Raw genomic sequence first — 12,205 nt, 5'->3', positions numbered from 1 at the left:
GGCCGAACCGTTCTGGCCCAGTCATCCGACGTGTGACAACAACCTCATCAACCGTTCGTAACCACCTGATAGGTCTTCGCGTCGGGCTCCAGGAACCGCAGCAACGCGGTCCCTTCCCGCTCCAGTTCGGTCAGCGTCTTCTTCAGCATCCGGCCGAAAGGCGTCAGGGTGAGAGTCGCCACACCTCGCTTCTTCTCGTCCGTCCAGAGCCCGGCGACCAGGCCGTCCACGGTGTACGTCGACTTCACCCGGAGGTTCTTGGTGTAGACCGCCGGCTTGTGCTCGTCCGCGATGATCCGCTCCCGTTTCGCGTGCGAGAGCAGCAGGTTGTCGAACTCCGGCAGGAACCGCACGGGCGCCGGCGTGTCCGGATCCGGCCGCGGCCCGTCGGGTACGTCGTACAACGTCTTGCCGGCCTCGTCCGTGAAGGTCTCCAGCTCGAGGTCGTCGAACAACGGCTTCGCCTTCTGCAGCCCGGACCAGGTCTGGAAGTCCGCGGGCGTGGCCGGTCCGAAGGCGGCCAGATACCTGGTCACCAGCTCCTTGGGCTCGGCGCGCGTGTGCAGCTTGGCGCCGAGCCAGTCCTCCGCAGGGGTGAACCGAGCGTTCGCGGACCAGCTCCACCGGGCGTCCGTCGGGTACATCACCAACGGCACCAGCATCCGTGTGCAGAACCCGAGCGCGCGCTCGTTCACCTCCGGGAACTGCTGCTGCAGCGCATCCCGCACCTCGGTGAACGTCAACGGCTCCTTCGCGAGCAACTTCCTGGCCGCCGCGACTACCTTCGCCGGATCCAGCCCTTCGCCCCGGTCGCCCAGCACTTTCAGCCCGGCCTCCAACACCGGGCTCACCGTGGTCCGGAATCGCAAGTAGTCCGCCGCGGTCACCAGATGCAGCGTCCCCCGGAACATGGTCGCCCGCACCACGTCTCGCTCTGCGACCGCGCGATCCAGCTCGGCCTCTTCGAACCCGTCGAGCCGCGACCACAACCCGACGTACGGATGCTTGGGCTCCTGCCCCTGCATCCCCACGAGTCGCCCGACCGCTTCTACCCCGGACACGTCGGCCCGCTCCACCAGCATCTGCCGGGCCAACGTCGCCCGATTCACCGCCCGCGCACTCATCAGCACCATGCAGGCATCCTGCCGGACTCAGCCGACAACGTCAGGCTGCGGCGTGGACAGGCCCGGGCCGGTGCTCTGTGCTGACGGTCAGGGCTTGCGGGCGACGCCGACCCAGAGGCTGCACATCACGTCGTTGAACTCGTCCTTCGCGACCATTGCCTCGGTCTCGGCGTCCGGGTGCCAGCGGAACGGAGCGGACACCCCGGGCTCGACCAGCTCGAGACCGTCGAAGAACCGGGTGACCTCTTCCTTGCTGCGGACCTGGGCGTCACCGCCGTCCGCCTTGTAGACCTGGATCGCCCGCTCCCACAGGTCGGGCGCGAAGTCGGGCGTGCAGTGCGAGAAGATCAGCAGCGACCCCGGTGCGAGCGGCTCGACCAGTTGCTTGACCAGGTCGTACGGCTCGAGGGCGTCGGGCAGGTAGTGGAACACTCCGACCAGGCTCAGGGCGACCGGCTGGCTCAGATCCAGCAGGTCCTTGACCTCTTCCGAGCCGATGATCGACTGCGGGTCGGTCACGTCGGCCTCGAGATACGCGGTCCTGCCCTCCGGCCCGCTGGCCATCAGGGCGCGGGAGTGGGCGAGCACGATGGGATCGTTGTCCGCGTAGACGACATGCGCCGACGGCACGATCTCCTGCACGACCTCGTGCAGGTTGGGGCTGGTCGGGATGCCGGTGCCGATGTCGAGGAACTGGGTGATGCCCTGCTCGGCGGCGTACCGGGCGGCGCGATGCATCCACATCCGGTTCGACAGCGCCGCGGTGCGGAACCCGGGGAATGCCTCCAGCAGGTGCTCCGCCGCCTGCCGGTCGACCGCGAAGTTGTCTTTGCCGTGCAGGAAGTAGTCATAGACACGGGCGGGATGTGGCCGGTCCATGTTGAGCCGCTCGGTCATGGTGGCTTCTTCGCCTTCGGCCATCGATGAACTCCCTGTTCCGTTGCGGTTCGGCCTGCAGGAAGAGCGTAGCGGATCTGCGACGGCAGGTGACCGCGACCGCGACAGGCTTTTCCGGAACTGAAGGTACAGACCGTAGCGAGGCATCCTGCCGGCGGCACCGGCAAAGTCCGAATATCGCCCCACGCGGATGAGTCGGGCCCGGACAGAAGATGCGATCTTCCTCGTGAGGGCAGACCGCAGGAGGGGATCCCACACGATGATGCGAGCCGTTGGTCTGGCTGTAGCGGTCCTGCTCCTGACCTCGTGCGCTGACAACGGCTCCACCGAGCGGCCGTCCCCAGGGTCTACACGTACGCCGACCTCCTCGCTACCGTCCCCGACTGCGACGATCCCGGAAGTCACTCGCACGCCGGAGCGTGAGCAAACGTCGTCAACCGCCTCCGAAGCCACCCGGTCACCGGAGCGCGGGGAACAGTCTTCGCCCACCGAGACGGCGCCGGAACCGACCCGGTCATCTCAGGCCGAGGCGGCCGCGTCGCCGACGCAGCGGACGCAGCCGACGCAGCCGACGCAGACGGAACCAACCCGCACCGAGTCATCGACACCCGAGGAGCCCACGTCGCCGACCGAGACGCGATCAACCGCTGCCCCACCACCGACGACCTCGGCGTCGGCGTCGGTCCAGCCCACCTCGGCCGAATCGGACGGTGCGCCCACCTGGTTGTGGTGGCTGCTGGCGGCGCTCGTGGTCGCGCTTGCCGTGGCCATTCCGCTGCTGGTGAGAGCCAGCCACCGGCGGGAGTGGCGGGATGAACTCGCGTCGGCCGAGGACGAGGTGGCGTGGTTCGCCCGCGGGCTCATCCCGCAACTCCGCCAGTTGGGTTCGCTCGCGGAAGTCGCCGGTGCCTGGAACCTCGCCGAAAGCCGAGTTGCCGCGGCGGAGGACCGGCTGACCGCGCTGGCGCCGTCGGCACCGGACGAAGTCGTTCGAGACCGTGCGCTCGACCTCCGAGACGCCGTACGAGCAGCACGCGGTCAGATCCAGGCCCTGCTGCAAGCCGGCCGACAGGAGACGATGACCCAAGACCTGGACGCGATCGCCGCCCACCTCGACCAGGTCCTGAGAGCCGGAACCCCGCTCGACTGACGACTGCTACCCCGCGAGCCGGCTACCCCGCAAGCACAGCGCGGGCCTCGATGAAGGGTGACGTCACTCGCGGCCGGGTGACGCGACGGCGAGGGAGTTGCGGCGGCAAGCGTCCGCCAGTCGGTCGTCGTACGTAACGACGAGGTCGGCGTCGATCAACACTGCCGTCGCAAGGTGGATGGCATCGAGGCTCCGCAGCGGCTCGATCCGGCGAGCGACGCTGACGACCTCGGCTGTCATCGGCCGTTCGTCGATACCGGACATCGCCCCATCGATCAGATCGCCGGCAGTCGCCGGCGCCTTGGCGCGCGCGAGTACGGCGCGGGACACCTCGACCCAGGCGAGCGAAGACGACGCCAAGAGGTCGGCCTGCTGGTAGTGCGCATCGAGGAAGTCCACCAGATCGGTGGATTCCTGCTCCACGATCACTCGCTTGATGAGGGCGCTGCTGTCCATGTACACGCGCATCAGAAGCGGTCGTCCCGATCGAGCAGGTCGAGACTGCTGGTGTCCTCTGGGAGGTGGAGCCGTGGCGTCACCTTCCGATAGGCCACCCGCGCCGGACGTACGACGTTCGCCGACCTCGCCTGGTCTCGATCGGTTGCGAGGGAATCGTCCTCGACCAAGTGGAGATGACGGGTGACAGCTTCCCGGACGATCTCCTGCTGTGACCTGCCGGTGCGCTCAGCCTCGGCCTGGAGCGCCGTCGCGGTCTCAGGACTGAGTCTCAGATTCATGGCCACGAGGACACGGTACCGCGAGCGGTACCATGTCCGGCACCAACGGCGAGGGATCAGCCGAGCGCGGCGCGGGCCTCGGTGAAGGCGGTGATGGCTTGTTCGACGTCTGCGGTGGAGTGGGCGGCGGAGAGTTGGACGCGGATGCGGGCCTTGCCGTGGGGTACGACGGGGTAGGAGAAGCCGATCACGTAGATGCCCAGGTCGAGGAGTTTGTCGGCGAGCCGGCCGGCCTCGGCGGCGTCGCCGATCATCACCGGGGAGATCGGGTGGTCGCCGGGGAGGACGTCGAAGCCGGCCTCGGTCATCTTGGTGCGGAAGAGCTTGGTGTTGGCGGCGAGCTTGTCGCGCAGGTCGCTGGAGCCGCCGATGAGTTCGAGCGCCTTCAGTGATGCGGCGGTGACCGACGGCGCCAGCGAGTTGGAGAACAGGTACGGGCGCGAGCGCTGGCGGAGCAGCTCGACGATCTCGCGACGGCCTGAGACATAGCCGCCGGACGCGCCGCCGAGCGCCTTGCCGAGGGTGCCGGTGACGACGTCGACGCGGTCCTTCACGCCGAACAGCGACGGCGTACCGGCGCCGTCCGAGCCGACGAAACCGACCGCGTGCGAGTCGTCGACCATGACGAGGGCGTCGTACCGCTCGGCCAGGTCGCAGATCTCGTCGAGGGGAGCGACGTACCCGTCCATCGAGAAGACGCCGTCGGTGGCGATCAGCCGGAAGCGGGCGTCGGCGGCGTCCTTGAGCTGGGCCTCGAGGTCGGCCATGTCGCGGTTCTTGTACCGGTAGCGCCGGGCCTTGGACAGCCGGACGCCGTCGATGATGCTGGCGTGGTTGAGCTCGTCGGAGATGATCGCGTCCTCGGCGCCGAGCAGCGTCTCGAACAGGCCGCCGTTCGCGTCGAAGCAGGAGCTGTAGAGAATGGTGTCCTCGGTGCCGAGGAAGTTGCTCAGGGCACCTTCAAGATCCTTGTGGATCTGCTGCGTCCCGCAGATGAAGCGCACCGATGCCATCCCGAAACCCCAACGGTCCAAGGCGTCCCGGGCAGCCGCGATCACCTCGGGGTGGTCGGCCAGACCGAGGTAGTTGTTCGCGCAGAAGTTCAGAACTTCGTTGCCGGACGCAACGGAGATCAGAGACTGCTGCGGTGAGGTGATCACCCGCTCGGACTTGTACAGCCCGGCGTCCCGGATCTCGCCGATGGTCGCCGTCAGGTCGTCCCGCATCCGCCCGAACATCAGTGCTTCTCCTCCAGGGATTCCGTCGTCCAGTCCATGATCACCTTGCCGCACTGCCCCTGCCGGGCCACGTCGAAGGCCCGCTCGTAGTCGCCGTACCCGAAGCGGTGGGTGATCACCGGGGTCAGATCCAGGCCGCGTTCCAGCATCACGGACATCGAGTACCAGGTCTCGAACATCTCCCGGCCGTAGATGCCCTTGATGGTCAGCATGTTGAGCACCACCGTGCTCCAGTCGATCGCGATCTCGTCGGCCGGCAGGCCGAGCATCGCGACCTTCCCGCCGTGCGTCATGTTCGCGAGCATGTCCCGCAGCGCGGCCGGCTGCCCGGACATCTCCATCCCGACGTCGAACCCTTCCCGCATCCCGAGGCTGCGCTGCGCCTCCGCGATGGTCTCGGCGCCGACGTTGACCGCGCGGGTGACGCCGATCTTGCGGGCCAGATCCAGCCGGTACTCCGACAGGTCCGTGATCACCACGTTCCGCGCGCCGGCGTGGAGCGCGACAGCCGCGGCCATCACGCCGATCGGCCCGGCTCCGGTGATCAGCACGTCCTCGCCGACCAGGGGGAACGACAGAGCCGTGTGTACGGCGTTGCCGAACGGGTCGAAGATCGCCGCGACGTCCAGGTCGACCTGGTCCCGGTGGACCCACGCGTTGCTCGCGGGCAGAGCGACGTACTCCGCGAACGCGCCGGGCACGTGGACACCGAGGCCGCGGGTCTTGATGCACAAGTGCTGACGACCGGCCCGGCAGTTGCGGCAGCGGCCGCAGACCAGGTGGCCCTCGCCGCTGACCACGTCACCCACCGCGACGTCGCGGACACCGACGCCAACCTCGACCACCTCACCGCAGAACTCGTGCCCGGTCACCATCGGCACCGGCACGTTCTTCTGCGCCCAGTGGTCCCAGCTCTGGATGTGCAGATCGGTGCCGCACAACCCCGTGCGGAGCACCTTGATCAGGACCTCGTCGGCCTCGATCTTCGGCTCCGGAACGTCCTGCAACCACAGACCGGGCCCAGCCTCGGCCTTGACCAGCGCCTTCACGGCACACCTCCACCTTCGACGATCGTCCACATCGTCGTCCCGGGCAACCACCGGCGTCCATCGACACGTCGTGCACAGGCTTTGCAGTTCCACTGAACATCCGTGGACTCACCCTTGTTCTAAGCTCAAGGCTCATGAGCTACGACCGGGACGGACTGCTGGAGCAGGTCAAGAGCAAGGCCATCGTGCACGGGCGGGTCACGCTGGCGTCGGGGAAGGAAGCCGACTACTACGTCGACCTGCGGCGGATCACGCTGGACGCGGCCGCCGCGCCGCTCATCGGCCCGGCGATGCTCGAGCTGACCAAGGACCTCGAGTACGACGCCGTCGGCGGGCTGACGCTCGGCGCCGACCCGGTCGCGATGTCGATGCTGCACGCGGCCGCGCGGGACGGACGGTCGCTCGACGCGTTCGTCGTACGCAAGGCCGAGAAGGCGCACGGCCTGCAGCGGCGGATCGAGGGGCCGGAGGTGCAGGGTCGCCGGGTGCTCGCGGTCGAGGACACCTCAACCACCGGCGGGTCGGTGCTCACCGCGGTCGAGGCACTGCGCGAGGCCGGGGCCGAGGTGGTCGCGGTCGCGGTGATCGTGGACCGTTCGACCGGCGCGCGCGAGCGGGTGGAGTCGGAGGGCCTCGAGTACCGGGCGGTGTTCGGGCTCGAGGACCTGGGGCTCGGCTGATGCAGGGCGGCACCGTCCTCATCGTCCTGCTCGCCGTTCTCGTCGGCGGTGGCCTCTTCTACCTCAACTACCTTGCCGCGAAGAAGCGGCGTGAGCTGTTCGCCGGGTTCGCCGCGCAGCAGGGCTGGGCCTATCTGCCGTCCGACAACACGCTGGCCGGGCAGTGGTCGGGTACGCCGTTCCAGGCCGGTGACAACCGCCAGGTCCGGAACGTGCTCTCCGGCGCGTTCAACGGCCACCAGATGGTTGCCTTCGACTACAGCTACCAGACGCACTCGACCGACTCGCACGGCCGGCGTACGACGACCACTCACAAGTTCGGCGTGGTCGTCGTGCAGTTGCCGGGCGCGCTGCCGCATCTCGAGGTGACCCACGAGGGCATCTTCGGGGGCGCGGTCGCGAACGCCTTCGGGTTCCGCGACATCCAGTTCGAGAGCGAGCAGTTCAATCGGGCGTTCCGGGTGAAGGCGGACGACGAGCGGTTCGGGCACGCGGTGGTGACGCCGCGGATGATGGAGCTGCTGCTGGCCCGCGGCGAGATCGGCTGGCGGATCGAAGGCCATTCGCTGGTCGGCTGGGACAAGGGCGCTCACAACCCCACCGAGATCATGAACCGGCTCGCCCTGCTCCAGCAGATCGTCGAGCAGGTTCCGCCGTACGTCTGGCGTGACTACGCGGGCGTCGATCCCCGCCTGCGGCAACCGCCGCTCGGCCCCGGCTACCCGTAGAGTCGCAGACAGCATTACCGACACTCGGGAGCAGGGAATGACTTTCGTCATCATCGCGATCGTGGTGATCGTCGTGATTCTGGCCGTCGCGCTCATCACCTCGTACAACCGGTTCGTCAAGCAGCGGAACCTGATTCAGGAGTCCTGGCGGCAGATCGACGTCGAGTTGCACCGCCGGTACGACCTGATCCCGAACCTGGTCGAGACCGTCCGGGCCTACGCCGCGCACGAGCGGCACGTGTTCGAGGAGGTCGCCCGGCTCCGCACGCAGGCCGTCAACGTGCAGGGCGCGACCCCCGAGCAGCGGGCCGCCGCAGAGGGTGAGCTGTCCGGCGCGCTGCGTCAGATGATGATCTCGGTCGAGGCCTACCCGCAGCTGCAGTCGAACCAGAACTTCCTCGGTCTGCAGCGCGAGCTGACCGACACCGAGGACCGGATCGCGGCCGGGCGGCGGTTCTACAACGCCAACGTGGGCGACTACAACACGCGGATCGAGGCGTTCCCGTCGAACCTGATCGCGGGTGGATTCAAGTTCGAGAAGGCCGGCTACTTCGAGGTGAAGGACGAGCAGGTGCGCTCGGTCCCGCAGGTCTCGTTCGGCACCATCGGCTCGGTCGCCGGTGAGCAGGCGCCGCCGCAGATGCAGCAGGGTGGGCCGTCCTCGGGTCAGATCCACCCGCAGATGCCGGGTGACCAGGGCAACTACCAGGGTCAGCCGCAGTTCCCGGGCTACCAGGGTCAGCCGCCGTACCAGGGGCAGCCGGGCCAGTACCCGGGTCAGGGACAGGGCCAGCCACCGGTGGGCGGCCCGCCTGCGGGTTCCCCCGCACCGCAGGACGGTCAGCCGCCATTCACCGGTGGCCAATAGGGCACCGGCTCCCCGTAGCTCAGGACCCCCGACCCCGAACTCTCTGCCAGTGCCAGACCCGGTTGTGACGGCGGTCAAGTCGCCACTTCCGGGCCTGCCCTCCCCCCGGTACCTGTGTCAACAGTGCCGCAACGAGATACATCCGGCGTACATCGGGCTTCCCGCCTGGTACAGGCGGATGCCACGATAGGTCGGTTCCAGAGTGAGGAGGTCAGGGCGAGTGGACAGTCTGAGGTACGGCATCCTCGGACCCCTGCGCCTCATGCACGTCCCGGGCCAGCCGCTGAAGGCCGCGAAACCCCGCCAACTGCTGGCCACCCTGCTGCTGCACCCTAACCGGTTCGTCTCGACCGATCTGATCGCCGACGCGCTGTGGGAGACCAATCCGCCGCGCTCCGCGACCGCGAACATCCGCACGTACGTCCGGGCGCTCCGCGGTGTTCTGCAGGAGGCCGGACTGCACGCGCCGATCGACACATCGACCGCCGGGTACAGCATCGGGGTCGGTGTCGACGAGCTCGACGCCAGCCTTTTCGAGTCGCTGCTCGCGGAAGGCGGGCACCTCCGCGACGCCGGTGACGGCCGCCAGGCGATGCAGGTACTGTCCCGGGCCTACTCGCTCTGGCGTGGCCGCCCGCTCGAGGACCTGTCCATCCCGGCCGCCTGGGAGGGCTCGATCGCCCGCCTGGAGGCGCAGCACCGTGGGCTGGTCGACAGCCTGCTCGACCTGCGGCTCGAGTACGGCGACGCGAGTGGGGCCGCCGTACTCCTCAGCGCACGCCTGACCGAGGATCCGTACGACGAGCAACTCTGGCGGCGCCTGGTCGACGCCCTGCTCGCCGCCGGCCGGGTCGGCGAGGCCCGGGCCGCCTACACCAAGGCCGTGCAGACCCTCGCCGACGAGCTCGACATCAAGCCTGGCCCCGACCTCGAGGCCGCCGGCGCCCGCGCCGAGAACGGCCGCTCCGCCAACTGGCCGAACCCGGGCATCCCCGCGGCCCGTACGCCGGAACGCCCGGAACCGGATGTCGGCGTACCGCAGGGCCGATGGGATGCGCCGGAGCTGACCGATCCGCAGCGGCCACCGAGTCAGTTGCCGCTCGACCTGGCCGACTTCAGCGGCCGGCGGGAACACCTGGAACAGTTGCGTGACCTCGTCTGTGGTCGCGACCCGGTGCGTCCGCCGGTAGCGGTCATCTCCGGAGCGCCGGGGACCGGCAAGACGTCCTTGGCCGTACGGCTCGGGCATCTGGTCCGCGAGTCGTTCCCGGACGGGCAGATCTATCTGGACATGCACGGTGCGACGCAGCCCCGGGATCCGGCCGCGGCACTGACCGATCTGCTGCTCAGCCTCAACCTGCCGGACTATGCGATCCCCACAGACCCCGACCGGCGCTCGGCGATGCTCCGGTCCGAGCTGGCCAGCCGCCGGGTGCTGATCATCCTCGATGACGTCGCCACCGCCGGTCAGATCACCCCGCTGATGCCGGGCACCGGCGCGTCTGCGGTCGTCATCACGAGTCGCAACCGGCTGATGGACCTGGCCGGCGCGGACAGCCTGCCGCTCGACACGTTCGACGACCGCGAGGCCGCCGCGCTGCTCGCTTCGGTGGCCGGCGTGGACCGGCTCGACCAGACCTCGCCGGAAGCCGAGGAGATCCTGGCCGCCTGCGCGAACCTGCCGCTGGCGATCCGGATCGTCGGCAGCCGGCTGGCCCAGCGTCCCGACCTCAGCGCGCGGGAGCTCGCCCGGCGGTTGCGCGACGAGACCTCGCGGCTGGACGAGCTGAGCATCGGCGAGCTCGCCGTCCGCACGAGTGCGGACCTGAGCTACGGCGCGCTGAACCCGGAGGAGGCCCGGCTGTACCGCCTGATCGGCCACTTCGCGGTCGGCGTCTTCTCGGCGCGGGCCCTGGAGGCGGTCGCATCGCCGGCCTCGGTACGACGCAGCCTCGACCGGCTGATCGAGGTGAACCTGGTCCGGATCAGCTCGGTCGACCACCGCGGGACGGCTCGCTACCGGGTCCACGACCTGCTGCGTCTGCACGCACTCGGCGTCGGTGACGAGGAGCAGAAGGCGGAGGCGGTCCGGGACGTGGAGGCTGTGCTCGACGCCATCCTGAACAAGATCCGCCGGGCCAACAACGCGTTGGCCTTCGAGTACTTCGGCGTACTCGAGCACACCGGGCCGCTGACTGCGCCGGACCCAGCGCCGTTCACGGAGACCGACGCGATCGCGTGGTTCGACAGTGAGCGCAGCACCTTCGTGCCGGCGATCCGCGCCGCCGCTCAGAACGGGCTGCACGAGTACGCCTGGCGGATCGCCGCCGCCTGGGGGCCGTACCTCGACATGCGGGCCGGCTTCGACGACTGGAACGGGTCGCACCAGCAGGGCCTGCTCAGCGCGATCGCCTGCGGCGACCGGCGCGCGGAGGCGATCATGCATCGCAACCTCGGCCAGCTCGGGCTCTACCAGGACGACTGGGACCCCGCGTGGCGGCACCTGAGCGAGGCAGCCAGTGGGTTCGCCGAGGCCGGTGACCGGCTCGGCGACGGCATCACCGCCGTCGGACTCGGCACCTGGCTGCGCGAACGCGGGCGGCCCGACGAGGCACTGGCGCAGTACGAGAAGGCGATCGAGGCGTTCGTCGAGGTCGGCAGCGCGAACGGCGAGGCAGTCGCCCGGACCGCGGCCGCGTCGATCTGGCTGGCCCGCGACGACACGGTCACGGCCGGGCGGTATCTGGCCCAGGCCTTCCTGCTCGGCGTACGGCTCGGCGACAACCACCGCGAAGCCAAGGTACGGCGGCGGATCGCGGCGCTCCGCATCCACCAGGAGCGCTACGACCAGGCGGTCCGTCAGTTGCGGACCTCGTTGGCGATCTTCAACGGGATCGGAGACGACCACTGTGCGGCGTACACCCGGGCCGAGCTCGGCCGTGCGCTGATGGCCCGCGGCGAGGTGGCCGCGGCCCGGAAGATGCTGCTGGACGCGATCGACATCGGCCACCGGCTGGGTGATCGCAGCGTCGAGGGACAGGCCGCGCAGCACCTCGGGCGGTTGTACGTGACCACGGGCAACCTCGACTCCGCCCGCCGTACCCTCGACCGCGCCGCACGGGTCTGGCAACAGGCCGGCAACGACGTCCGCGCCGCCGAGTGCCGCCGCGAGCTGGCTGCCTTCGACCCCGGGGTCGCAGCCGGCTGATCACCTTGTGTGCTTGACATTCGCCAATGTACGGCGGGTGTATTCGGGTTCGACAGGATTGGCTCTGCCACGGCACACAGGCCGGGGGTTCGGGGGAAACGGGGAGGACACCTATGGCCTGGGGGGAGGTTGCTGTGGAGCGCCCGATCGTCCCGCGGGTCTCGAACCCGCGGGACACGGAGGCGGCGCTGAACTGGCAGCTGGAACGGGTGGGCTCGACGGCCTGGCAGGACTGGCCGTTGAAGTTCCAGCGGATGGCTTTCGGTTATGCCCAGGACAGCGGCTGGCACGACGCGGCCGATGCGGTGCGGTGGCTCGACCATCACACCCTGCTGCACGAAGGGGTTGCGCCACGGGGGGCGCTGGTCTGGTACCAGGCGGCAGACCGGATCCGGGTGGCTTGTGCGCTCGGATCCGGTCAAGTGGTCGGCCCGTTACTCAACGGTGCGGTCGAGATCGCGGACCTCGCTGTGCTCAGCAATGACTGGGTCTGGTCCGAGCCCCATTTCCCGTTCGGGCAGTGACC

13 protein-coding genes are annotated in these 12,205 nt (G+C 69.0%); 6 read left to right on the top strand and 7 right to left on the bottom strand.

The features are described from left to right. Positions 1-47: 47 nt before the first annotated feature. From OG876_RS09805 to OG876_RS09795, 3 genes are all read right to left on the bottom strand, one after another. The gene (locus OG876_RS09805; protein WP_328524478.1) at positions 48-1,133 is read right to left on the bottom strand and encodes a winged helix DNA-binding domain-containing protein; all 1,086 of its coding nucleotides are present in this window, start codon (positions 1,131-1,133) and stop codon (positions 48-50) included. Positions 1,134-1,211: 78 nt separating this feature from the next. Beyond that, a complete protein-coding gene (locus OG876_RS09800; RefSeq protein ID WP_328524477.1) occupies positions 1,212-2,045 on the bottom strand; it encodes an SAM-dependent methyltransferase in 834 nt (277 codons plus the stop codon). A 495-nt stretch (positions 2,046-2,540) separates the two neighbouring features. After that, positions 2,541-2,741 carry a hypothetical protein gene (locus OG876_RS09795; protein ID WP_328524476.1) on the bottom strand — a complete coding sequence of 67 codons (201 nt, stop codon included), beginning with the start codon at positions 2,739-2,741 and terminating at the stop codon, positions 2,541-2,543. Positions 2,742-2,745: 4 nt separating this feature from the next. Between OG876_RS09795 and OG876_RS09790 the strand changes: the two genes are divergently transcribed. Then, entirely contained in the window at positions 2,746-3,171 is a 426-nt protein-coding gene (locus OG876_RS09790; protein WP_328524475.1) for a hypothetical protein, read from the top strand. A gap of 63 nt (positions 3,172-3,234) precedes the next feature. Here OG876_RS09790 and OG876_RS09785 read toward each other — a convergent pair whose 3' ends face one another. From OG876_RS09785 to tdh, 4 genes are read right to left on the bottom strand one after another with little or no spacing between them, the layout of a single operon-like run. Next, a complete protein-coding gene (locus OG876_RS09785; RefSeq protein ID WP_328524474.1) occupies positions 3,235-3,639 on the bottom strand; it encodes a type II toxin-antitoxin system VapC family toxin in 405 nt (134 codons plus the stop codon). After that, positions 3,639-3,908, bottom strand: a complete 270-nt coding sequence (locus OG876_RS09780; RefSeq protein WP_328524473.1) for a ribbon-helix-helix protein, CopG family — start codon at positions 3,906-3,908, stop codon at positions 3,639-3,641. Before OG876_RS09780 ends, OG876_RS09785 begins: the two co-directional genes overlap by 1 nt. A gap of 56 nt (positions 3,909-3,964) precedes the next feature. Continuing rightward, a complete protein-coding gene (locus OG876_RS09775) occupies positions 3,965-5,134 on the bottom strand; it encodes a glycine C-acetyltransferase (RefSeq protein WP_328526880.1) in 1,170 nt (389 codons plus the stop codon). A gap of 11 nt (positions 5,135-5,145) precedes the next feature. Beyond that, entirely contained in the window at positions 5,146-6,195 is a 1,050-nt protein-coding gene (gene tdh, locus OG876_RS09770) for an L-threonine 3-dehydrogenase (RefSeq protein WP_328524472.1), read from the bottom strand. Positions 6,196-6,329: 134 nt separating this feature from the next. On the opposite strand from tdh, the gene pyrE reads away from it, so the two are divergent. The 5 genes from pyrE to OG876_RS09745 all read left to right on the top strand — a co-directional run bounded on the left by pyrE (position 6,330) and on the right by OG876_RS09745 (position 12,203). Next, complete coding sequence (gene pyrE, locus OG876_RS09765; RefSeq protein ID WP_328524471.1) at positions 6,330-6,875, top strand: orotate phosphoribosyltransferase; 546 nt, start codon at positions 6,330-6,332, stop codon at positions 6,873-6,875. After that, positions 6,875-7,603, top strand: a complete 729-nt coding sequence (locus OG876_RS09760) for a DUF3137 domain-containing protein (RefSeq protein ID WP_328524470.1) — start codon at positions 6,875-6,877, stop codon at positions 7,601-7,603. Before pyrE ends, OG876_RS09760 begins: the two co-directional genes overlap by 1 nt. A 37-nt stretch (positions 7,604-7,640) precedes the next feature. After that, positions 7,641-8,471: a LemA family protein gene (locus OG876_RS09755; RefSeq protein WP_328524469.1), complete on the top strand. Its 831-nt coding sequence runs from the start codon at positions 7,641-7,643 to the stop codon at positions 8,469-8,471. 220 nt (positions 8,472-8,691) lie between these two features. Further along, the gene (locus tag OG876_RS09750; RefSeq protein WP_328524468.1) at positions 8,692-11,679 is read left to right on the top strand and encodes an AfsR/SARP family transcriptional regulator; all 2,988 of its coding nucleotides are present in this window, start codon (positions 8,692-8,694) and stop codon (positions 11,677-11,679) included. Positions 11,680-11,792: 113 nt separating this feature from the next. After that, complete coding sequence (locus OG876_RS09745) at positions 11,793-12,203, top strand: hypothetical protein (protein WP_328524467.1); 411 nt, start codon at positions 11,793-11,795, stop codon at positions 12,201-12,203. Positions 12,204-12,205: the final 2 nt, after the last annotated feature.

The sequence above is a fragment of the Kribbella sp. NBC_00359 genome (assembly GCF_036097425.1).
Classification (GTDB): Bacteria; Actinomycetota; Actinomycetes; order Propionibacteriales; family Kribbellaceae; genus Kribbella.
This window is presented reverse-complemented; position numbering and strand designations above follow the sequence as displayed.

Excerpts from the sequence above, each read along its gene's own strand:
- OG876_RS09805 (WP_328524478.1), bottom strand. The coding sequence starts at position 1,133 with ATGGTGCTGATGAGTGCGCGGGCGGTGAATCGGGCGACGTTGGCCCGG.
- OG876_RS09800 (WP_328524477.1), bottom strand. The coding sequence starts at position 2,045 with ATGGCCGAAGGCGAAGAAGCCACCATGACCGAGCGGCTCAACATGGAC.
- OG876_RS09785 (WP_328524474.1), bottom strand. The coding sequence starts at position 3,639 with ATGCGCGTGTACATGGACAGCAGCGCCCTCATCAAGCGAGTGATCGTG.
- OG876_RS09780 (WP_328524473.1), bottom strand. The coding sequence starts at position 3,908 with ATGAATCTGAGACTCAGTCCTGAGACCGCGACGGCGCTCCAGGCCGAG.
- OG876_RS09775 (WP_328526880.1), bottom strand. The coding sequence starts at position 5,134 with ATGCGGGACGACCTGACGGCGACCATCGGCGAGATCCGGGACGCCGGG.
- pyrE (WP_328524471.1), top strand. The coding sequence starts at position 6,330 with ATGAGCTACGACCGGGACGGACTGCTGGAGCAGGTCAAGAGCAAGGCC.
- OG876_RS09760 (WP_328524470.1), top strand. The coding sequence starts at position 6,875 with ATGCAGGGCGGCACCGTCCTCATCGTCCTGCTCGCCGTTCTCGTCGGC.
- OG876_RS09755 (WP_328524469.1), top strand. The coding sequence starts at position 7,641 with ATGACTTTCGTCATCATCGCGATCGTGGTGATCGTCGTGATTCTGGCC.
- OG876_RS09745 (WP_328524467.1), top strand. The coding sequence starts at position 11,793 with ATGGCCTGGGGGGAGGTTGCTGTGGAGCGCCCGATCGTCCCGCGGGTC.